Origin of the sequence: Allopseudospirillum japonicum, assembly GCF_900108915.1 — a bacterium.
Lineage (GTDB): Bacteria > Pseudomonadota > Gammaproteobacteria > Pseudomonadales > Halomonadaceae > Pseudospirillum > Pseudospirillum japonicum.
Window position 1 is genome coordinate 227,061 of the sequence record NZ_FNYH01000001.1, and the last position, 19,769, is coordinate 246,829.

The 19,769-nt window shown below is 44.0% G+C and carries 20 protein-coding genes; 3 read left to right on the plus strand and 17 right to left on the minus strand.

Annotated elements, in window-relative coordinates; all coding sequences use genetic code 11:
- Positions 1-14 precede the first annotated feature (14 nt).
- A complete protein-coding gene (locus tag BMX05_RS00975) occupies positions 15-1,751 on the plus strand; it encodes a helix-turn-helix transcriptional regulator (protein WP_093307996.1) in 1,737 nt (578 codons plus the stop codon).
- A 2-nt stretch (positions 1,752-1,753) separates the two neighbouring features.
- On the opposite strand, the gene BMX05_RS00980 is transcribed toward BMX05_RS00975, so the two are convergent.
- From BMX05_RS00980 to BMX05_RS01040, 13 genes are all read right to left on the minus strand, one after another.
- Positions 1,754-3,646, minus strand: a complete 1,893-nt coding sequence (locus tag BMX05_RS00980; protein ID WP_093308000.1) for a sensor histidine kinase — start codon at positions 3,644-3,646, stop codon at positions 1,754-1,756.
- A gap of 10 nt (positions 3,647-3,656) precedes the next feature.
- On the minus strand, positions 3,657-4,583 hold the full coding sequence (locus BMX05_RS00985) for an ABC transporter substrate-binding protein (RefSeq protein WP_177166732.1): 927 nt from the start codon (positions 4,581-4,583) through the stop codon (positions 3,657-3,659).
- 109 nt (positions 4,584-4,692) lie between these two features.
- Positions 4,693-5,739 (minus strand): DNA polymerase III subunit delta', encoded by a 1,047-nt coding sequence (locus tag BMX05_RS00990; RefSeq protein ID WP_093308004.1) that lies wholly within the window; start codon positions 5,737-5,739, stop codon positions 4,693-4,695.
- Positions 5,739-6,380, minus strand: a complete 642-nt coding sequence (tmk, locus tag BMX05_RS00995; RefSeq protein ID WP_093308007.1) for a dTMP kinase — start codon at positions 6,378-6,380, stop codon at positions 5,739-5,741. Before tmk ends, BMX05_RS00990 begins: the two co-directional genes overlap by 1 nt.
- A gap of 7 nt (positions 6,381-6,387) precedes the next feature.
- Positions 6,388-7,431, minus strand: coding sequence for an endolytic transglycosylase MltG (gene mltG, locus BMX05_RS01000; protein WP_093308010.1), 1,044 nt, complete (start codon positions 7,429-7,431; stop codon positions 6,388-6,390).
- Between the two features lie 19 nt (positions 7,432-7,450).
- A complete protein-coding gene (locus tag BMX05_RS01005) occupies positions 7,451-8,338 on the minus strand; it encodes an aminotransferase class IV (protein ID WP_093308013.1) in 888 nt (295 codons plus the stop codon).
- 66 nt (positions 8,339-8,404) lie between these two features.
- Complete coding sequence (gene fabF, locus BMX05_RS01010) at positions 8,405-9,643, minus strand: beta-ketoacyl-ACP synthase II (protein WP_093308016.1); 1,239 nt, start codon at positions 9,641-9,643, stop codon at positions 8,405-8,407.
- A gap of 230 nt (positions 9,644-9,873) precedes the next feature.
- Positions 9,874-10,107: an acyl carrier protein gene (gene acpP, locus BMX05_RS01015; protein ID WP_093308019.1), complete on the minus strand. Its 234-nt coding sequence runs from the start codon at positions 10,105-10,107 to the stop codon at positions 9,874-9,876.
- Between the two features lie 237 nt (positions 10,108-10,344).
- Entirely contained in the window at positions 10,345-11,109 is a 765-nt protein-coding gene (gene fabG, locus BMX05_RS01020) for a 3-oxoacyl-ACP reductase FabG (RefSeq protein WP_093308022.1), read from the minus strand.
- Positions 11,110-11,132: 23 nt separating this feature from the next.
- A complete protein-coding gene (fabD, locus tag BMX05_RS01025) occupies positions 11,133-12,077 on the minus strand; it encodes an ACP S-malonyltransferase (RefSeq protein ID WP_093308025.1) in 945 nt (314 codons plus the stop codon).
- 153 nt (positions 12,078-12,230) lie between these two features.
- A complete protein-coding gene (gene plsX, locus BMX05_RS01030; RefSeq protein ID WP_093308028.1) occupies positions 12,231-13,268 on the minus strand; it encodes a phosphate acyltransferase PlsX in 1,038 nt (345 codons plus the stop codon).
- Positions 13,269-13,308: 40 nt separating this feature from the next.
- Positions 13,309-13,488: a 50S ribosomal protein L32 gene (gene rpmF, locus BMX05_RS01035; RefSeq protein WP_093308031.1), complete on the minus strand. Its 180-nt coding sequence runs from the start codon at positions 13,486-13,488 to the stop codon at positions 13,309-13,311.
- 38 nt (positions 13,489-13,526) lie between these two features.
- Positions 13,527-14,012: a YceD family protein gene (locus BMX05_RS01040; protein ID WP_177166733.1), complete on the minus strand. Its 486-nt coding sequence runs from the start codon at positions 14,010-14,012 to the stop codon at positions 13,527-13,529.
- A gap of 215 nt (positions 14,013-14,227) precedes the next feature.
- On the opposite strand from BMX05_RS01040, the gene BMX05_RS01045 reads away from it, so the two are divergent.
- Positions 14,228-14,848, plus strand: coding sequence for a Maf family protein (locus BMX05_RS01045; protein WP_093308067.1), 621 nt, complete (start codon positions 14,228-14,230; stop codon positions 14,846-14,848).
- Here BMX05_RS01045 and ppnP read toward each other — a convergent pair.
- The gene (gene ppnP, locus BMX05_RS01050) at positions 14,845-15,141 is read right to left on the minus strand and encodes a pyrimidine/purine nucleoside phosphorylase (protein WP_093308069.1); all 297 of its coding nucleotides are present in this window, start codon (positions 15,139-15,141) and stop codon (positions 14,845-14,847) included. The genes BMX05_RS01045 and ppnP overlap by 4 nt on opposite strands.
- Positions 15,142-15,355: 214 nt before the next feature.
- On the opposite strand from ppnP, the gene BMX05_RS01055 reads away from it, so the two are divergent.
- Positions 15,356-15,694: a hypothetical protein gene (locus tag BMX05_RS01055; protein ID WP_093308072.1), complete on the plus strand. Its 339-nt coding sequence runs from the start codon at positions 15,356-15,358 to the stop codon at positions 15,692-15,694.
- Between the two features lie 14 nt (positions 15,695-15,708).
- Here BMX05_RS01055 and rimO read toward each other — a convergent pair whose 3' ends face one another.
- From rimO to BMX05_RS01070, 3 genes are all read right to left on the minus strand, one after another.
- The gene (gene rimO / locus BMX05_RS01060; protein ID WP_093308345.1) at positions 15,709-17,028 is read right to left on the minus strand and encodes a 30S ribosomal protein S12 methylthiotransferase RimO; all 1,320 of its coding nucleotides are present in this window, start codon (positions 17,026-17,028) and stop codon (positions 15,709-15,711) included.
- Positions 17,029-17,170: 142 nt separating this feature from the next.
- A complete protein-coding gene (gene alr, locus BMX05_RS01065; RefSeq protein ID WP_093308075.1) occupies positions 17,171-18,262 on the minus strand; it encodes an alanine racemase in 1,092 nt (363 codons plus the stop codon).
- Positions 18,263-18,344: 82 nt separating this feature from the next.
- Positions 18,345-19,706 (minus strand): alanine/glycine:cation symporter family protein, encoded by a 1,362-nt coding sequence (locus tag BMX05_RS01070; protein ID WP_093308078.1) that lies wholly within the window; start codon positions 19,704-19,706, stop codon positions 18,345-18,347.
- Positions 19,707-19,769 lie beyond the last annotated feature (63 nt).

Genomic DNA, 19,769 nt, shown 5'->3' on the forward strand with positions numbered 1-19,769 from the left:
GGAATCTTGTTATTATGGTCATTCGCATCAGCAAAATTCATCCACCCACAGATGAACAGGATTTAACCAGCTTATTTTTACTCAAGTTATTTGGAGAATTTCCGCTGAAATTTGCGCCCGCTGTTAATGAGTACTTTGGTGTTGATCTCGTCAAAAATATTTTTAAAATTAGTCAAGACACAACTTGTTTAACAAACTTTCAGCAAACGCTAATACTTGATGCTCCACTAGAAAAACAAGATTTATGTAAAATTCGCCAACATTTTTTAGAGTCTATTTTAGAAAATCCTCAACAGCTTATGTGGTTGGGCTTACATATTCAAATTTCTGAAGTCAATTTATTAATTAGTTTATGTAAAACTAATCAGCAAATTGAAAAACTCATTGTAAATTTATCTATCGGCTTATATCGCAGTGGCAAGAGTGCTGAGATACGTCGTTTATTAGAATCTTTACCTACAGGATATATGTATCATACTCCACATATTTGTTTAGTCATTGCGAGAAATTTAATCACGTTAGGTGCACCACATGAAAGCATTCTCTATTTAGATCTAGCTCATACCCTACTGGCAAAACAAGGGGAGAATCCAGATCATAATATTGATTTACAAATTTGCTTAAGCCTAGCCAACCGTATGTGCCATAACCGGTTTGAAGCCCATACGCGCGTTACTCCCTTAGTGCGTAACAAAATATTCACTGAAGCACATCCCAGCTATCCAGATTATCTCCTTTTAATAAGCCATGAAAAAATGTTGATAGGGCAGTTTTCTTATGCTGCCAACCAATATTATCTTTGTTACTTAGAATCTATCAAAAGTCAGCATTGGCTCATTGCTACCTATGCCAATATGTTTAGTATTTTGAGTTATGCTGTATTAGATGATTATCCAACCGCTGCTTCTATGTATGCGCGTGCACAGCAAAATCATCTTATTAATCCTAAACTAAAAACCATGATCAAATTAACTTGGGGGGTTGCCAATCTTTGGCGTCCTGATTGCCACGAGGGAGTTCACCTAGTACAAGAAGCTTTAAATAAAATAGATACGGAGACAGACCAGTCTAGACATCACTTATTTTTTATGTACGCACAGTTCTATATGTATGCCTGCCAAGGTGATTTAGAAAACTTCCAAAAACAAGAAGCCTTATTATATGAAAAGCTAAAAGTGCTAGACTTTAAACAAGGCTGGATGCAGCCAAGTTTTTTGCCACCCTATTATCGTTTAATGCAAATCACAGGCAACTTACACTTAGATTCACCCTTGTTCAAGCACTTTGCCGAGACAAGCATTCCTTTAAAATTTATTCAGGACTGTGAGGATTTTTGGTATAGCCAGTTAATTAAATTCTATGCAGGACGCCTCTCAATCAAAGCACTCAAAAAATCTTATTACCAAGTCAAATCGAGTCCTTGTTTGCAAGAATATTTTTTATTACAAAAACAGTTTGATCAACAATTAACTGATGCTACCCAGACAGGGAGTAAAAGAAAAATGAAGCCAGTATCACAAGAGGCTGTACAAAAAATCCGTATCGATGCTCATCAGCTGAACAAAGATTTCAATCTATCTGCACGTGAAGTCGAAGTATTTACTTATCTGCTCACATCTAGAACTTATGAAGAAATTGCGAAAGAACTTAATATTAGCGTGAACACTGTCAAAACGCACGCCTCCAATATTTATACAAAAACTAATACTCGTGGTCGTTTACGGTTAATTTCACTCATCCAAACACACTAGTGCTATTTAGGACATTTTAAGGCTAGGGTAAAATTAAAGCGGCTGCCATGGCCCAGTTCCGAGTCTACTTTAATTTCACCGCCCATCGCACGTACTAAACCCTGTGCAATTGCCAACCCTAGCCCAGTTCCGCCATGTTTACGACTACAAGATGCATCCCCTTGTTGAAAGAGCTCAAAAATATCTCTTTGTTGCGATTGGCTAATTCCTGAACCTGTGTCAGACACTTGGAAAAATAAGCTGACACTTTCCATACCTATATCTAATAAACGTATTTCTAAAACCACATGCCCTTTTTCAGTAAATTTAATTGCGTTATCAATTAAATTAATTAGAATCTGTCGTAACCTTGCGCTATCACCCAAGACCATCTCTGGTAATTGAGGGTCCAGAATCATACTCAGCTCTATTCTTTTCTGCTGCGCTTTAATATTAAATAATGAGTGAATTTCCTTGGTCATTTCAGGTAAATGTATAGGGTGATTGAGCAAACGCATACGCCCTGCATCCAAACGAGACATATCTAATAAATCACTGAGTAAAGTCAGTAATTGGCTGGCTGCTTGTTCTCCTGTATGTAAGAGTTGCTTTTGTTCATCTGTCAGCGGATCAGTTTCTTGTAATAAAGCTATAATACCTAGAATTGCATGCATAGGCGTGCGAATTTCATGGCTCATAGTTGCAAGAAACTCTGATTTACTACGACTTGCTTGTTCTGCTTGCAAACGTGATTTTTCTAGCTCATGGAACTGGTTACGCGCATGTAAGTTATGCTGCTCTATATGTTGCACCATAGTATTAAATGCACGTGCTAAACGCCCTATTTCATCTTTGCGATGTGTATTCACTTGTACATCAACTAGTTGCCCTTGGGTAATTTGCTCAGTAGCTTGTACTAATGCATGAATTGCAGCACTTAAACGCTGTGCAACTAGCCAACCTAGTGGTAAACATAAACCTAATAGCATTAAAACAAAAGCGACTAACAAAGCAGCAAATCTATGAATCGGTGCTAGTACTTGTGCCATAGGGCGCTCAGTTAATAAGCATAATTCTAAATTAGGCAACCATTGATAGGCTCCCAAACTCATTTGGGCTTGATGATTAACATAACTAGCAATACCGCTTTTTTGTTGTAAGCACTGATGCACAGCTTCACTGTGTGTTGATTCTTGTAATAAGCTAGGTGCTGCAGCCAAGTTCTGAGTTACAATCAAATTATAACGATTAACCAAGTAAGTTTTTGTATGTGGTGTATTTGGATTCTCTGTCAGATTATTTAAGTAATTTAAATCAATTCGCCCTGAGATCACACCTAATACTTGATTTTCTTTTCGTACATGATAAAGGGGCGTACTGTAGGTCATAGCCGCTTCACCCAAGGTTAAAGAATGATAAATATTTTGCCGATAACGCCCTTTTAATCCTTCAGTAAAATAAGGTCGATTTTGTTTGAGCTTGCTTTGTTGACGCTTGTCACTAGAAATTAATATTTCCCCTTGAGTATTCATGGCAAACACTTCAAAGAAACCATTTCCCTGATAATGCTCCACCCTTTGAATAAAATCTTGACTTAGAGCTTGGTAAGCTTGTAGCTCTTTTTGCTTCGCATAAACTTCAAAGTCTGTGCGAATACTTTTCGAAAGTGCTATATGCTCTAAGATTTGCTGTAGATGTCCATCCCACTCTTGTAATAATTGATTTTTACTATGATTAAGTGCTCTTAAATAATCTTTTTGCTGATCCAATAAAGCCTCTTTTCCCAATAAGTAGACGACACCACTTAAAGTTAAGAGCGGCAAGATACTAATAAGTAAAAACCAAGTAATAAGATAATTACGAAAACTAGGTTGAGGCCAGCATTTCCTAAAAAACCAAGCAGTTAGATTTATCATGAAGCTGCCCTTATTCAATTAAAAATTGATTAGTATAAGCCGCTTTTAACTCTTGATCTTTTAACAGCGGAATCTTATTTTGTGCAGCTAGAATTTGTGCAGCACGTTGCCAAGCTTCTAGCTTCATCCAACCGAGTGTGTCATAGCCCGTATGCACTAGAGGTAACATATTTTTTAGCATAAAAGTCAAATATCCTGGATCACGATAATCTGGATGCAGATATTTGGGCAGGATTTCTAAACCTTCTTTGGGATGTTGTACCAGATAACGCCAACCTTGTAAGCTAGCTTGCACGAAAGAGGCCACTAATTCTCGATTTTTTTGTAAAAGATGCTGACTGACAATTAAAGCATCTCCATATAAATCAATACCATAATCCTGAGGCAGCAGGATATTAATATCCATGTTTTGCTGAGCAAAAATATAAGGCTCATCAAAAATATAAATAGGTACAACATCTAACCTATGCTCGCGTAAGGATTGAAGGTCATACCCATAAGGAATAAGTTCTACATCAGATATTTGAATATGATAGGCACGCATTAAAGCTTCTAAAATGGTCCGGGTATTATCAGGTAAAACACCTATACGTTTTCCTTTTAAATCTTGCGGATGTTCAATAGCATCTTTTTTTCGTGAAGCAAAAGCAGCAGGGTTTAAGCGAAAAATTGCAGCGACTGCAACTAAATCTTGTCCTTGATGGCGCGCTTGTAAGACTTGATCCGTGCCATCAATACCAAAATCTGCACGCCCACGGTATAAATGTTCATGTACGGCTACTTGTTCATCATATGGATTAATTTCTAATTGGATTCCACGTTGACGATAAAATCCTTTTGCTTGCGCAATATAAATACCCGCAAATTGTGGATTAGGAACCCAGTTTAATTGCAGGCGTACAGGTGTGAGTGCCGTCGTTATTTTTTCTTCAGGCATTGAGATAGGAAATATCCCATAAAAAAAAACACTTAAAATAATGCATATCAATATACCGATAAATCTAAGGCGCTTTTGCATACTGACCTCCAGAAATATTGATACATCATTAGTGGGATAAAAACAGGTAACCTGGTACCAAAGAATTTTGGTTATTCTCTGCTTTTAATAAATGTGCACTTTGCAACCATAGCGTTTCTAATAATAAAGCTTTATTCGGGTTGGTTTTATTTTGTACTTGACGGCTAAGCTGAATACCTAACTGATATAATTTGAATATCTGTAACCTTGTCAGCAAAACAGCACTTTCTTGGATTAAATGAACTTGGTCTAAATGACGAAGCCTGTTTGTTTCTTGCGTCATTTGGTAAACCAGTGTGTCCTTCAGCCAACTTAAATACAGTTGTAAATTGGCTTCTAAAGACCAAGTTTGTAACGTATGCGCGGCTTGAATCGCTAAAAAACCTTTCAGTAGATGATCTAAAGCATTAAAAAATGCTTGCCTATGTTGTTGATAATCCGTATCTAAACAATCTACTGCTTGCAAGGGGGCACCAGATGCCAGACGTAAAGCCATCTTCGCTTGTTCAGGAGGCCAGTTTTTCACTTTTGCCAACCAAGCCAAGGCCATGTCTGCTGCGGGCGTTTTGACTTGCCAATGTTGGCAGCGGCTTTTTATTGTTGGAAGTACACGTGCGCTTTGATCACTAATTAAAATAAATAAGGTTGCAGCGCCTGGTTCCTCTAAACTTTTTAATAAAGCGTTAGCCGCATAAGTATTAAGCGCCTCAGCAGGCGCTAGGATAAAAAGACGATATCCGCTTTGCTGCGCACTTTGGTTGACTTCTTGTCTCAATTGGCGCATGGCATCAATTAAAATCCCACCGCCTTCACGCTCTGGTTGTATCCAATGCAAATCAGGATGTTGCTGATGAGTGACTAGGTGACATTGACTACAATGTCCACAAGCTTGACCGTCACTTTGCACTTGTTGACATAACAAAGCTTGTGCAAATGCCAATGCAAGCTGGCGTTTACCGACTCCGGGTATCCCTGTTAACAAAATAGCATGGGGTAAACGTTGGCGCGCTTTTTGTTGTTGCCAGTGTTGCCAAATATCTTGTTGCCAAGGCAACACTTGTGCAGGAATATCCATTAAATCGCCTCCTCATCCAGCAAATAGGGACGTAAACAGGCTTGAATACGAGCGGCCACTTCTGCTTGTGTACCTTGTGCAGCAATCCGATGAATGCGTTCAGGAAACATCTCAGCTCTTTGTGCATAGATCGCGCGCACACGTGCAAAAAAAGTTTGATCTTGGCGTTCAAAGCGGTCACTTGTACCACGCGTTTGCAAACGCTGATGGGCAATTTCAGGTGCCAAATCTAACCACAGTGTTAAATCTGGCTGCTGGTGTGCATGCACCCAAGTTTCTAGTTGCTTAATGACTGCTTGATCTAAACCTCGGCCCCCGCCTTGATAAGCGTAAGTAGCGTCTGTAAATCGATCACACACGACCCAAGTTCCCTGTTTTAATGCAGGAATGATTTTATGTTCTAAGTGTTGATGGCGTGCACTAAACATCAAAAGCAACTCGCTCAGCGGCAACCAATCTTCACCTTCGTGTTGACTGAGCAACAAAGCACGCAAGCGTTCAGCACACGGTGTTCCTCCTGGCTCACGTGTATAGATGACTTCTATCCCTTGAGCTTGTAACCAAGCACACAAGCTTTGTGCTTGTGTACTTTTTCCCACACCTTCTGCCCCTTCCAGGGTAATAAATTTGCCTTTGCACATGGCTAAGCTAGTCCTGTATTGCCTGAGAGGAGCGATAATCCGCGCGTCTTTTATAGATTTGATACTTAGCAACTGCGCGGTTATGTTCTTCTAGAGTCACTGAAAAATAATGCGTCCCATCACCACGTGCGACAAAATAGAGTGTGTTCCCATCCGCTGGATTTAAAGCGGCATGAATCGCACCCTGCCCCGGCATAGCAATCGGTGTTGGCGGCAAACCATCAATCACATAGGTATTATAAGGTGTAGGCTGGCGTAGATGTTTGCGTGTAAGGTTACCTTGATAAGCCTCACCTAAACCATAAATAACTGTAGGATCCGTTTGTAAACGCATTCCTTTTTGTAAACGACGCACAAACACGCCGGCAATTTGCTGACGCTCATAGGCCACACCCGTTTCTTTTTCTACAATTGAGGCCATAATCAAAGCTTCTTGTGCTGAAGCATAAGGTAAATTATCTGCTCTTTGCGCCCACTCCTGCGCGAGAATTTTCTGCATCCGCGCATAGGCTTGTTGTAAAATTTGTAGATCACTCATCCCTTTGTGATAGTAATAAGTATCTGGGAAAAAGCGACCTTCTGGGTGGACTCCAGGTACACCCAAAGCAACCATGACTTCAGCATCGTCTAGTTCGGATAATTTTTGCTGTAAACGCGCATGCTTACGCAATTCTTGACGCAGCTGGTTAAAATTCCAGCCTTCTGGAAAAGTGACTTGATGGTTAATCTGACTGCCTTGAATCAGTTTAGCAAGTAACTGATAGGGCGTTAAACCAACCTCTAGCTGGTATTCTCCGGCTTTAATTTGCGTGGCCTGGTCTTGTAAACGCGCCCAAGCAACTAGAGCCCATCCTTGTTGTAGGATCTGTTCTTGCGTAAGTTCATCGACTAAAGTCTGTAAACTCGTCCCTGCAGGTACCTCATAAGTTGTGGCTCCTGAGAGCGCTAAAGGTTGGTGTAAGGCTTGCATACCAACTAACACCAGAGCACTCAAGCCTGTCAAAAATGCAGCACATAGAGCCACAAGATATAGCACAAGTCGTATCAACATGAAGCCAAATCCTCGTGTCCTAGCTTGGCAGACCTAATTTAGGGTGTAGGTCGCGCATAAGTTGGCGGGTTGGCGCATCATCACTTGCATAAAGATATTGCCCTTCGGGAGTTTGTAAGCTAGCCACAGGCCAAATACCTTGCACACTATTGGCAACAAAAACGCTTTGCGCTTGTGCTAATACCTGCCACGGTTGGCGTACATAGGTCGGCGCATAACCCTGCTGTGTAAGGTAGCGACTAAACACACCATGGACAGCATCACTGGTAATTTGGGGACTATATAAATGATCTTGCGACCACCAAAAAAGGTTACGGCTATTGGCTTCTAGTAAATAGCCTGCTTGGTCAATTAACACGGCTTCTTGCCACAGTGATTGCCAAGTTTGACGCGCCAAGATCTGATGTGCACGATTCCCATGCTTAGCACCTGTTAAAGGCGTATGCATCTGTGGAAGGAGATATTCATTAATCCCTGCTTGGATACCGTGCTGATAGGGGGCAAGCTCGGGCACAAAAGCACGCTTTTGTAACCAAATATGCCAAGGTTTCTGTGTTGATTGCACATAACCTGCAGCAGTTTCTAAACGTAATAGACTTAATTTTAAAATACCAGCATGTGGTTCTTGCTGACTAAACTCAATGACCTGCTGCTCAATATCCGCAATTTGCTGGGGCGAAATAGTATATCCCCAAGCTTGAGCACCTGTGAGCAAGCGTGCCTGATGCAAAGGCCATAAGGGCACTTGGCCTTTGATAAGGCGCATGGTTTCAAAGAGAGATTCGCCATACGCCAAACTACGACTTGCAAGCAAAACTTGTGTCAGCTCCCCTCCATAGGTTTCTAACGGCTGACCATCAAACCAACCTAGCGTAGGCGTATTTTGTTGTGGCTTTGTCTGTTGCATAAGTAGGCGCAATGCACTGTCTTCCGCAAGCCAATACTCGAGAAGACAGGCTATCTTAAGTGCACTTTACAGCTTGGTGAAAAGCAAGCTGCCGTTTGTACCACCAAAACCAAAGGAATTGGATAGAGCATAATCAATTTTCATCGAACGTGCTTGATGCGGTACATAATCTAGACGACAGCCTTCATCTGGTGTCTCTAAATTAATTGTAGGCGGTGCAACTTGATCACGAATTGCCAACACAGAAAACACGGCTTCTACTGCACCAGCTGCCCCTAATAAGTGGCCAATCATAGATTTAGTGGAGCTAACAGCAACTTTTTGTGCAGCTGAGCCTAAAACACGCTCAACGGCTTGGCTTTCTGCGATATCGCCTGCAGGTGTCGAGGTGCCATGCGCATTGATATAGTCCACCACTTCTGGATTAATTTGCGCATCACGCAAACAATTCGCCATCGCAGCGGCAGCACCACGACCGTCTTCCGGTGGCGCTGTCATATGATAAGCATCATCACTCATACCAAAACCAACCAGCTCGGCATAAATGCGCGCACCCCGTGCTTTGGCATACTCATATTCTTCTAAAACAACCACGCCTGCACCGTCAGCCAAGACAAAACCATCGCGGTCTTTATCCCAAGGGCGACTAGCTGCACAAGGATCTTCATTACGTGTCGATAAAGCACGTGCTGCCGCAAATCCGCCTAATCCAAGGGGAGTTGTCGCCATTTCTGCACCACCACATACCATGACATCAGCATCACCATAAGCAATCGTACGTGCCGAGTAACCAATATTATGGGTACCTGTTGTACAAGCGGTTGTAATGGCAATATTAGGGCCACGAAAACCGTATTTAATCGCTAAGTTCCCAGAAATCATATTGATAATGGAACCTGGCACGAAAAAGGGCGAAATTTTACGCGGACCGGAACGCTCTAATAATTGATGATTTTTTTCAATCATAGGCAAACCGCCAATACCAGAACCGATGGCAACGCCTATCCGATCCGCATTTTCTGGTGTGCACTCCAAACCTGCATCAAAAATCGCTTGTGAGGCTGCGGCAATGCCATATTGAATAAACAAATCCATTTTGCGCGCATCTTTTACAGGTAGGTAAGCGCCAATATCAAAATCTTTGATCTGTCCACCAAAACGGGTACTAAACTTGCTTGCATCGAAATGCTCAATTGGTGCAATTCCACTACGGCCGGCGACAATCCCCTCCCATGTGGTATTGACATCATTACCTAGGGGGGTGACTAACCCTAAACCTGTGACTACAACCCTTTTACGTGGCATTCTTCTTTTTCCTCCAAGCGGGTAGCATTGGGCTATCACTTTGATTTTGTTACAGATTTTAATAAAACATGGCCTTTATTTTTAAAGACCCTGAACGTCTAAAGGCTCAAAAAAAACCGCGCCAATATAAGGATTAGCGCGGCTGTGTGGCATCTAAATCTTGTCTTATACAGACATTTAGATTTAGCAGAATCTCAGGACACGCACTCAGCTTAAATCCTGATACTCTTTTATTCGTGCTTGAGGATGTAGTCGATTGCTTCTTGTACTGTGGTGATTTTCTCTGCTTCTTCGTCAGGAATTTCCGTCTCGAACTCTTCTTCTAAAGCCATCACCAGCTCTACAGTATCCAAAGAGTCAGCACCTAAATCGTCAACAAAAGAAGAGCTGTTTTGAATCTCTTCTTCTTTAACACCTAGCTGCTCAGCAACAATCTTTTTTACGCGCTCTTCGATGGTACTCATAGTAATTTTATACTCCTAGATCACGAAACCGTAAGCAATGCTATACGGGGGTTTGCACCTTGCTCACTGCGACCACTTTTTCTTCTGTGTTCTTTAAATGACCAGAACCAAGCAAAAGTGCAGTGAAGACATGTGACTTTTTAGGATAGTCCTGTGTTGACAGGACTGCCTTAAGCTAGATTCAGCTTAGCCCAGCGGCATTTTACAGCAGGGCTAAGATGCTATCCAGAAATTTACTTAGCTCATGTACATGCCACCGTTGACATGCAAACAGGTACCTGTGATATAAGCGGCTGGTTCACCTGCTAAAAAACCAACAGCAGCTGCGATTTCTTCAGGTTGGCCTAAACGTCCTGCAGGGATTTGCGCTAATAAAGCTTGTTTTTGTGCCTCTGGCAAAACATGCGTCATATCTGTAGCGATAAATCCAGGCGCGACGGCGTTAACAGTGATACCACGTGCGCCAATTTCGCGCGCTAAAGAGCGCGTAAAACCTTCCAAACCCGCTTTAGCAGCCGCATAGTTGGTTTGCCCTGCATTACCAGAGGAGGCAACAACAGAGCTAATATTAATAATCCGGCCCCAACGTGCTTTCGTCATACCACGCAAGCAGGCTTTAGATACACGATAAATAGATTTTAGATTCGTATCCAAAATCGAATCCCATTCGTCATCTTTCATACGCATTAACAGGTTATCACGAGTGATCCCTGCATTATTGACTAGAATCTGTACTGGGCCAAGTTCTTGCGTAATTTCTTTGATTAAAGCTTCAATACTTGCACTGTCGGTCACGTTAAGTTCACGTCCCCAACCAGCATAACCTTGTTCAGCTAAACCTTCTTGAATCGCTTGTGCGCCTTGCGCACTGGTCGCTGTACCTACGACTTGTGCACCTAAACGTCCTAACTCATAAGCAATGGCACGACCAATGCCGCGGCTTGCGCCTGTGACTAAGGCGATTTTGCCGGCAAGCGGTTGTTGATCGACTGGTTGACTCATGATGCATCCTTTTTATTATTCAATTAGTGCATACGGGTTAATTCTAATGCGGCAGCTACCGATTCAGAATCATTCATCGCTAAGGCTTTCGCAGGCTTATGGATGCGTTTAGCTAAACCCACAAGTACCTTGCCAGGCCCACACTCAATCAAGGTATTCACCCCTTGTTCAGTCATCAGACTAACACTTTTTGACCAAAGCACAGGGCTATACAGTTGCGCCAATACATTATCTTTTAACACCTGTGGCTGCGTGTGTGCCTGCGCATCCACATTTTGTACCACTGGGATTCTTGGCTCTTCAAAAGTGATTTCTGCTAATGCCTGCGCCACACGCTCAGCGGCAGGTCGCATCAAAGCACAGTGAGAAGGGACACTCACAGGCAAAGGCATAGCTTTACGAGCACCACGTACCTGACACGCACTTATGGCACGTTCTACCGCACTTTTACTGCCAGCAATCACAACTTGCCCAGGCGCATTATAATTCACTGCGGCCACAACTTCACCTTGAGACGCTTCTTCACAGGCAGCTTGGACCTGCTGGTCTTCTAGACCTAAAATGGCTGCCATAGCACCTTCACCAGCAGGGACAGCAGCTTGCATGGCTTGGCCGCGCAAGTGTACCAAACGAACACCTGCAGCAAAATCTAAAGCACCACTGCACACAAGCGCACTGTATTCGCCTAAGCTATGCCCAGCCATATAAGCCGGACGATGGCCTTCTAGCTCTTGCCAAACGCGCCATACAGCTACACTTGCCGTTAATAAGGCAGGTTGGGTATATTGCGTCGCGTTTAAAAGATCAAGTGGCCCTTCTTGTACCAATTGCCAAAGGTCATATTCCATCGCATCGGAGGCTTCCTCAAAGCTAGTACGCACGACGGCATAGCGCTCTGAAAGCTCGGACAACATACCAAGATGCTGAGAGCCTTGTCCGGGGAATAAAAAAGCCAGGGATTTTGTCATAACTACCCCTTTTATTATCAAAGATCTAGCTGATATTGATACCCTGCTCAGCCAGATGACTAAAGATGAAATCTGTATTAAAACGCGTTGATTTTACCATACTTTGAAGATAAAAGCGTAAAAAAACCGCAAATTGTCAACAAATTTAAGGATTCATTCTAAGCCCAAATCAGGCAGTTGTGCTAAACGTTGCGGAATTTGCAACTGGTACTCACTCATTGCACGTGCAATTGCATAAGCAAAACCACGCGCACTCGCCTCACCATGACTTTTAATCACACAAGCTTTTAAACCGAGCAAACTAGCACCATTGTAACGTACTGGATCCATCTGTTGTTTGAGTTGGGCCAATACAGGACGCGCCATCAGGCTTAATAAACGCCGATAGAGATTTTGTGCAAAAATATTTTGTAAACGCTCGATTAACATTTGTGCTAAGCCTTCGCTAGTTTTTAGCGCAATATTGCCCACAAAGCCATCACACACAATCACATCCGCACAACCACGGAAGATATCTTTCCCTTCGACATAACCGGTATAGTTAATTGCTGGGTGCGCTGCCAATAAACGAGCGGCTTGTTTGACCGAAACAGTCCCTTTAGTCGCTTCTGCTCCCACATTCAACAAGGCAACACGCGGCTGCGGAATTTCATCCACTGCTTGCGTCAATAAAGACCCCATTAAAGCAAACTCTAACAAGTGTTTGGGTTCACAGCTGATATTAGCGCCTAAATCCAACATTTGGCAGTGACCATTAAGGGTTGGAATGGCTGTAGAGATTGCGGGACGTTCTATTTGTGGCCAAGTTTTCACAATATGACGACTGATTGCCATCAAAGCACCTGTATTACCTGCACTAACACAAGCTTGCACCTCATTGGCAGCCAATAAGTGTAATGCATAGTGCATAGAAGAATGCTTACGTGTACGCAAAGCGTGTGCAGGTGGATCCTGCATACTAATTGCATCAGGGGCATGATGAAAACTTAAACGGGCTTTTAAAGCACTCGCTTGAGGCGCCCAAGGCGCTTGCTGGCATAAGTGTTCGAGTAGAGGTGCTAATTGCTTAAGATCACCGACAAGAACAAGATGTAACTGGGGATGGTGCTGCAGTGCAATGAGACTGCCAGCGAGGGTAATATGGGGACCGAAGTCCCCACCCATCGCATCTATGGCTATACGAATCAGCATACAAGGCGATGGTCAAACACGCTTACGTCCTAAGACGTATTTACTCAGCGTCTTTATCGATCACTTTACGACCACGGTAAAAACCGTCCGCAGTCACATGGTGACGACGGTGCATTTCACCACTGGTCGCATCGACAGAAATGTTCGCTGCAGTCAGGGCATCATGTGAACGACGCATACCGCGCTTAGAACGAGTTTTACGGTTTTGTTGAACTGCCATGGATAATTCTCCTAATAAATCAGGACGGCCACTTAAGCCTAGTGTTTTTGCTTAAGTTTTTTCAGTACGCTAAAGGGATTTTCTTTGCTAGGTGCTGCCTTGGAAGCAGTTTCTTCAACATGCACCTGAGATAAATCCAGTTTACAGTCACCGGCCTTGTGATAAGGCGCTTGTGGCAAGCTTAAGATGACCTCATCTTCGAGCACGGGTAAGAGTTCTAATTCTTCCCCCTCGAGTACCACAGGTTCATAAGCACGCGGTAAATTTGCTGCATCCGCATCCTGATGGACAATACCCCAAGTAAACTCGCTATCGAGTGTCCAAGGCATAGGCTGCAAGCAGCGCTGGCAAAGTACTTCTACCTCACCTTGAATGTGACCACTGATCGTACGAATACCCTGGGGATCGATAGCAAAGCTGAGCTGCAGTGTTAACACACCTTGCGTATGGGTTAACAACTCAGCAACACGAGTCAAATCAGCAAGTGATAAGCTAGTTTGAAACTCACTTGCAGCTTTTGCCATTTTGTAGGGATCAACCCTGAGGGGAAGTTGCTCAGTAAACATAGGGGCGCAATAATAGGCACAAGAGGCGGTTGTGTCAAAGAAAAGCTGTTGCCTTTATAAAGTCACCTTTATAAAAGGAATTAACAGCCCATGCATCAAGGCTTCACAAGCTCGTTGGCTACAAAGCTGGCGCGCATTATACCTTAAGTTTGCTGTGATGACAGGAATTTGTTATGTCTTTACCTTTACTGATTTTAGCTTCTAGTTCTCCCTATCGACAAAGTCTGTTACAAAAGCTGCAATTACCTTTTATTAGCCAAGCTCCCAAAATTGACGAAAGTCTACCTGAGGGAGCCAGTGCGCCAGCCTTAGTTCAGCATCTTGCGTTACAAAAAGCACTGGCTGTGGCAGAACAACATACAGGGCATCCTGCACTTGTTATTGGCTCAGATCAGTTAGCAACTTACCAGGATGCTCAAGGCAAATATCATCTTCTTGGCAAACCTCACACAGAACAAGCAGCTATAGAGCAGCTTTCACGTTTACAGGGGCGCAGTGTCGTCTTTTACACAGGTTTATGTGTTTATGATCAAAGAGACACACAAACTTATACTTGTGTCGAGCATTTTACTGTGTATTTTCGCACCTTAAGCCCCACACAAATACAAACCTATGTTGCGAAGGAGCGGCCTTTAGATTGTGCGGGTAGTTTTAAATCTGAGGGTTTAGGGATTTGTTTATTTGAACGCTTAGAAGGTGAGGACCCCAACACACTGATTGGGCTACCTTTGATTCGCTTGAGTAAGCTTTTGGCAGATTTAGGGCTAGATCCTTTAGCCCCCACAACGCATTAGGCGTCGGCTTCATCCAAGTAATAGCATAAATAAGCACTTTGCTCACTGATTTGCACTTGGAAACGGCTATTGGCAGGCACATCAAAACGGCTACCCGCAGCGAAAGTTTGCCAATCTTCTTGTTCAGGCAAACGCACGCTTAAAGCACCACTGACCACTTGCATGATTTCCGCTTTTGCCGTGGAAAACTCATAATCACCCGGTTCCATAACGCCCACGGTGGCAACCCCTTGGCTATTAGTAAAAGCGATAGATTTTACACGACCTTCAAAATACTCATTGACGTTTAACATGCTCGCTTCCTTTATCAGACTATAAAAAAAGCGCAATCTAGAGGGTTTTAGATACAAATACAAGCGCTTGCCCGTTGATATTCTTTTACAAACCTTTAGATCAATCAATTTATTGCTCGATCTTCCGCAACGAAATAGGCACACTAGAACGCAAGGTGCTTTTTGCATACCAGCAAAAAGTCTCTATTTTCCTCTTTTCTTGTTTAGGTGTTGTATGTCTCACACTTTTGCAGTGCTTGCTCCATCCTTACGCAAGGCTTTGCTTATTTCAGCGTGTTTATTTACCTCTTTCACCAGCATACAGGCACAAGCTAACTGTGATCTTAAACACACGCTATGCGAAACAGGCTGTAAAATAGAGCATTTTGATGCAGGTGCTGCGCAAAATGGCTGTTTTACACGTTGCGCTGCAGATACGGCGAGCTGTCAAGCACAGCTTTTATGGAAGGAAGGCAAACAAGGTGCGCAAGACTTGTTAGAAGCAAGTCAGGAAAGCGGCCAAGAAGTTTTAAACTCTAGCCGCCAATTTGCTGAAAGCTTTACCCAAGATTAGGCTTGTCGCAGCAGTTAAACTCTTTGTCCCCAGAGGTCGTATTCGTCGGCCTCGGTGACTTTTACCTTAACTCTTTGCCCAGGTTGCACTTGGGTATCATCGAGTAGATAAATCAGCCCGTCGATTTCAGGTGCATCCGCAGCAGTACGCCCCACGGCACCATCATCACCGACATCATCAATCAGAACTTCCAACTCACGGCCGATTTTCGCCGCCAGCTTTTCTGCACTGATCTGTGCTTGGGTTTGCATAAAGCGTTCTAAGCGTTCTTGTTTGATCTCTTCAGGAATTTGATCAGGTAAAGCATTCGCTGCAGCCCCTTCCACAGGAGAATAAGCAAAGCAACCTACACGATCGAGCTGAGCTTCCTGTAAGAAATCCAATAGATACTCAAACTGGGCTTCGGTTTCGCCAGGGTAGCCCACAATAAAAGTCGATCTTAGCGTTAAGTCCGGACACATTTGTCGCCAAGTGTGAATACGTTCTAGCGTTTTTTCACTTGCCGCAGGACGTTTCATTGCTTGCAAAACGTCAGGGTGCGCATGCTGAAAAGGAATATCCAAATAAGGGAGGATTTTTCCCTCTGCCATCAAAGGGATCACTTGATCCACATGCGGATAAGGATACACATAATGCAAACGCACCCAAGCGCCCAAGTCCCCTAGCGCTTGTGCCAGTTCCAGCATCCGAGTTTTGATTGGCTGACCTTGCCAGAATCCAGTGCGGTATTTCGTATCCACACCATAGGCACTGGTATCTTGCGAGATCACCAAAAGCTCTTGCACACCTGCATCAACGAGGCGTTGCGCTTCGTCCATCACCTCACCAATAGGACGACTGACTAAGTCCCCACGTAAAGACGGGATAATGCAAAAACGGCATCTATGGTTACAGCCTTCAGAGATTTTCAAATACGCATAATGTTTGGGTGTTAGCTTAATGCCTTGCGGCGGTACCAAATCCACAAAGGGGTTGGCTTCTTTTTTGGGAGGTGGTGCGTATGTATGCACCGCATTGACCACAGCTTCATATTGATGAGGGCCAGAAACATCCAAAACTTGTGGGTGGATCGCTCGAATTTGTGCTTCTTGCCCGCCCATGCAGCCGGTTACGATCACACGTCCATTTTCACGTAAAGCCTCACCAATCGCTTCCAAGGATTCAGCTTTTGCTGCATCAATAAAGCCACAGGTATTTACCACAACCAAATCAGCATCTTCGTAAGTTGGGGTAATTTGATATCCTTCAGTGCGTAACTGCGTCAGGATGCGCTCAGAATCAACGAGCGCTTTAGGACAACCTAGGCTAATAAAGCCAACTTTAGGTTCAGACATGCGTGCCTCATTTTGGTCAGGATCGGATTGCTGCAAGGCAAAATACCTTGATGCTGATCATTATACCCTTATAGCCCAACAACAACATCCAGTTGCTTGATCTGCCCGTGTTTGCAAAACGAATGTGTCATACAGAAACAAGTTAATAATGGTAATACCTAGGCACACGCGCGGTCACTTTGGTAAGTAATTCATAGGCGATACTTTGAGCAGCTTCCGCTACTTGATTAATGGGCAAATGCGGCCCCCACAATTCCACCGTATCCCCCACTTGTGCTTGCGCATAGGTGCTCAAATCAACCGCCAGCATATCCATAGACACGCGTCCGATCAAAGGGACACAAGCCCCGAGTTTTTCTAGATACACAGGTGTACCTGAAGGTGCATGACGTGGATATCCATCTGCATATCCCATAGCCACTACCCCAATACGACTAGGTTGGGAAGTCACAAAGGTCTGTCCGTAGCCCACCCCTTCACCTGCGGCCAGATCACGTACACTAATCAATTGCGAGATTAAACGCATCCCCGCACGTAATTGCACAGGTGTTTGTGCTTCAGGAATCGGCGTTGCTCCATACAACATAATCCCTGGGCGAATCCAATCTGCATGTGTACTGGGCCACGCCAAAGTCGCCGGTGAATTCGCACAACATAAGGCCAGATTGAGAGACTGGGCCCATTGTTGCGTCAGTTGCCATTGAGTTTGTGTATAAGGGCAAGTGAGCTCATCAGCACGTGCAAAATGCGTCATTAGCCCCAACACTTGTACAGGTAAAGCAGTTAAATCTTGATAGGCGTTTGCAATATCCTCGGGCGCAAAGCCTAAGCGGTGCATCCCTGAATCCAGCTTTAACCAAACTTTTAACTGGGTTTTCTGTGTACATAAGGGCAAATACTGCGCCAGTAAGGCTAATTGGGCCGCATGATGAATCGCTGGAATTAGTTGATGTTGCAGCATCAGCGGGATTTCTTCCGCACTGAAAAAACCTTCCAACAAACAAATAGGTTGTTTAATACCGGCAGCGCGTAATTCTAATGCTTCCTCAATACAAGCGACACCAAAAGCATCGGCTTGCTCAGCTAAGGCATGCGCTACCGCTACTGCCCCATGCCCATAAGCATTTGCCTTGATAATCGCCATCGCACGCGCTTGGGGAGCACACACTTTGGCAGCGCGATAATTTGCAAGAATCGCATCAAGATCAATATGTGCTTGTGCAGGTCGAGCCATACATAAGTTTCCTTTTTGCAATAAAATACCCCCTTGAAGCAAGGGGGTGTCTTCAGTCAATCAAACAAGTTTTTGCATTCTTTTACTGGTCAGATTGCATATCCAAATGATGCCCTTGGGTATGTTCACGTGTTAAACGAAACACTACAGGACTCAGTAACAAAAGTGCGATTAAATTAGGCAAAGCCATCATGGCATTGAGCGTATCTGCCACCAACCAAACGAAATCCAAGTGCAGTAAAGCACCGACAGGCACCGCCAAGGTCCACAAAATCCGGTAAGGACGCGTTGCCTTGGGGCCAAAGAGGTAGATCACACAACGCTCTCCGTATAAGCTCCAACCCAAAATCGTGGTAAAGGCAAAAATCGCTAAGGCAATGGCCACCAGATGGCTACCAACACCTGGTAAGGCAAAATCAAAGGCTGCTGCCGTAAGTTCAGCACCAGAAATTCCTTCAGTCCAAACCCCTGAAGCAACAATGGCAACCCCTGTCATTGAACAAATAATCAGGGTATCAATAAAAGTCCCCAGCATGGCAATCATGCCCTGACGTACTGGATTTTTTGTACGTGCAGTGGCATGTGCGATAGGGGCACTTCCCAAACCTGCTTCGTTAGAGAAAATTCCTCGTGCCACCCCAAAACGAATGGCCGCCGCCACTGCCGCACCGGCAAACCCGCCTTGGGCAGCGATTGGATTAAACGCATGCGTAAAAATCAGCGAAAACGCATCTAGCAGATGCTCACTTAAGAGTACAAGAACCACTAACCCTGCACCCAAATAAGCGACCGCCATAAAGGGCACCAAGACCCCCGCAACTTCACCAATGCGTTTAACCCCACCGATTAACACCAAACCGACTAACACCATTAGCACCAAGCCGGTGACCCACAAAGGCAAACCAAAATTGCTCTCGAGTACACTCGCCACTGAGTTAGCTTGTACTGTATTACCAATCCCAAACCCAGCAATCGCGCCAAAAATGGCAAAGGTCGTGCCTAACCAAGCCCAACGCGCACCCAAGCCATTACGAATATAGTACATAGGGCCACCAACATAGTTGCCAGCACTATCAACCTCACGGTAATGAACCGCCAAGACAGCCTCGGCAAACTTGGTTGCCATGCCCACTAAGGCTGTACACCACATCCAGAAAATGGCGCCTGGACCACCAAGAAAGACAGCAGTTGCAACCCCTGCAATATTCCCTGTACCCACAGTTGCCGACAGTGCTGTCATAAGTGCATTAAAAGGGCTTAATTCCCCTTGGTCTTCACTGGTTTTACGTCCTTGCCATAACAAACGAAAACCTTGTGGTAATTCACGAATCGGTAAAGCTTTTAAACCTGCGGTTAAATAAATGCCCACACCTAAAATAAGCGTGAGCATTAAAGGCCCCCAGACAATCGCGTTTACCTCACCAATTAATCCACTGATATCCATAAATTTTTGACCTATTAGAGAGGACTCACTCAGCGAGATTGAGGAGTCAAAATGAAGCAGGCA

Excerpts from the sequence above, each read along its gene's own strand:
- BMX05_RS00975 (WP_093307996.1), top strand. The coding sequence starts at position 15 with ATGGTCATTCGCATCAGCAAAATTCATCCACCCACAGATGAACAGGAT.
- BMX05_RS00980 (WP_093308000.1), bottom strand. The coding sequence starts at position 3,646 with ATGATAAATCTAACTGCTTGGTTTTTTAGGAAATGCTGGCCTCAACCT.
- BMX05_RS00985 (WP_177166732.1), bottom strand. The coding sequence starts at position 4,583 with ATGCCTGAAGAAAAAATAACGACGGCACTCACACCTGTACGCCTGCAA.
- BMX05_RS00990 (WP_093308004.1), bottom strand. The coding sequence starts at position 5,739 with ATGGATATTCCTGCACAAGTGTTGCCTTGGCAACAAGATATTTGGCAA.
- tmk (WP_093308007.1), bottom strand. The coding sequence starts at position 6,380 with ATGTGCAAAGGCAAATTTATTACCCTGGAAGGGGCAGAAGGTGTGGGA.
- mltG (WP_093308010.1), bottom strand. The coding sequence starts at position 7,431 with ATGTTGATACGACTTGTGCTATATCTTGTGGCTCTATGTGCTGCATTT.
- BMX05_RS01005 (WP_093308013.1), bottom strand. The coding sequence starts at position 8,338 with ATGCAACAGACAAAGCCACAACAAAATACGCCTACGCTAGGTTGGTTT.
- fabF (WP_093308016.1), bottom strand. The coding sequence starts at position 9,643 with ATGCCACGTAAAAGGGTTGTAGTCACAGGTTTAGGGTTAGTCACCCCC.
- acpP (WP_093308019.1), bottom strand. The coding sequence starts at position 10,107 with ATGAGTACCATCGAAGAGCGCGTAAAAAAGATTGTTGCTGAGCAGCTA.
- fabG (WP_093308022.1), bottom strand. The coding sequence starts at position 11,109 with ATGAGTCAACCAGTCGATCAACAACCGCTTGCCGGCAAAATCGCCTTA.
- fabD (WP_093308025.1), bottom strand. The coding sequence starts at position 12,077 with ATGACAAAATCCCTGGCTTTTTTATTCCCCGGACAAGGCTCTCAGCAT.
- plsX (WP_093308028.1), bottom strand. The coding sequence starts at position 13,268 with ATGCTGATTCGTATAGCCATAGATGCGATGGGTGGGGACTTCGGTCCC.
- rpmF (WP_093308031.1), bottom strand. The coding sequence starts at position 13,488 with ATGGCAGTTCAACAAAACCGTAAAACTCGTTCTAAGCGCGGTATGCGT.
- BMX05_RS01040 (WP_177166733.1), bottom strand. The coding sequence starts at position 14,012 with ATGGCAAAAGCTGCAAGTGAGTTTCAAACTAGCTTATCACTTGCTGAT.
- BMX05_RS01045 (WP_093308067.1), top strand. The coding sequence starts at position 14,228 with ATGTCTTTACCTTTACTGATTTTAGCTTCTAGTTCTCCCTATCGACAA.
- ppnP (WP_093308069.1), bottom strand. The coding sequence starts at position 15,141 with ATGTTAAACGTCAATGAGTATTTTGAAGGTCGTGTAAAATCTATCGCT.
- BMX05_RS01055 (WP_093308072.1), top strand. The coding sequence starts at position 15,356 with ATGTCTCACACTTTTGCAGTGCTTGCTCCATCCTTACGCAAGGCTTTG.
- rimO (WP_093308345.1), bottom strand. The coding sequence starts at position 17,028 with ATGTCTGAACCTAAAGTTGGCTTTATTAGCCTAGGTTGTCCTAAAGCG.
- alr (WP_093308075.1), bottom strand. The coding sequence starts at position 18,262 with ATGGCTCGACCTGCACAAGCACATATTGATCTTGATGCGATTCTTGCA.
- BMX05_RS01070 (WP_093308078.1), bottom strand. The coding sequence starts at position 19,706 with ATGGATATCAGTGGATTAATTGGTGAGGTAAACGCGATTGTCTGGGGG.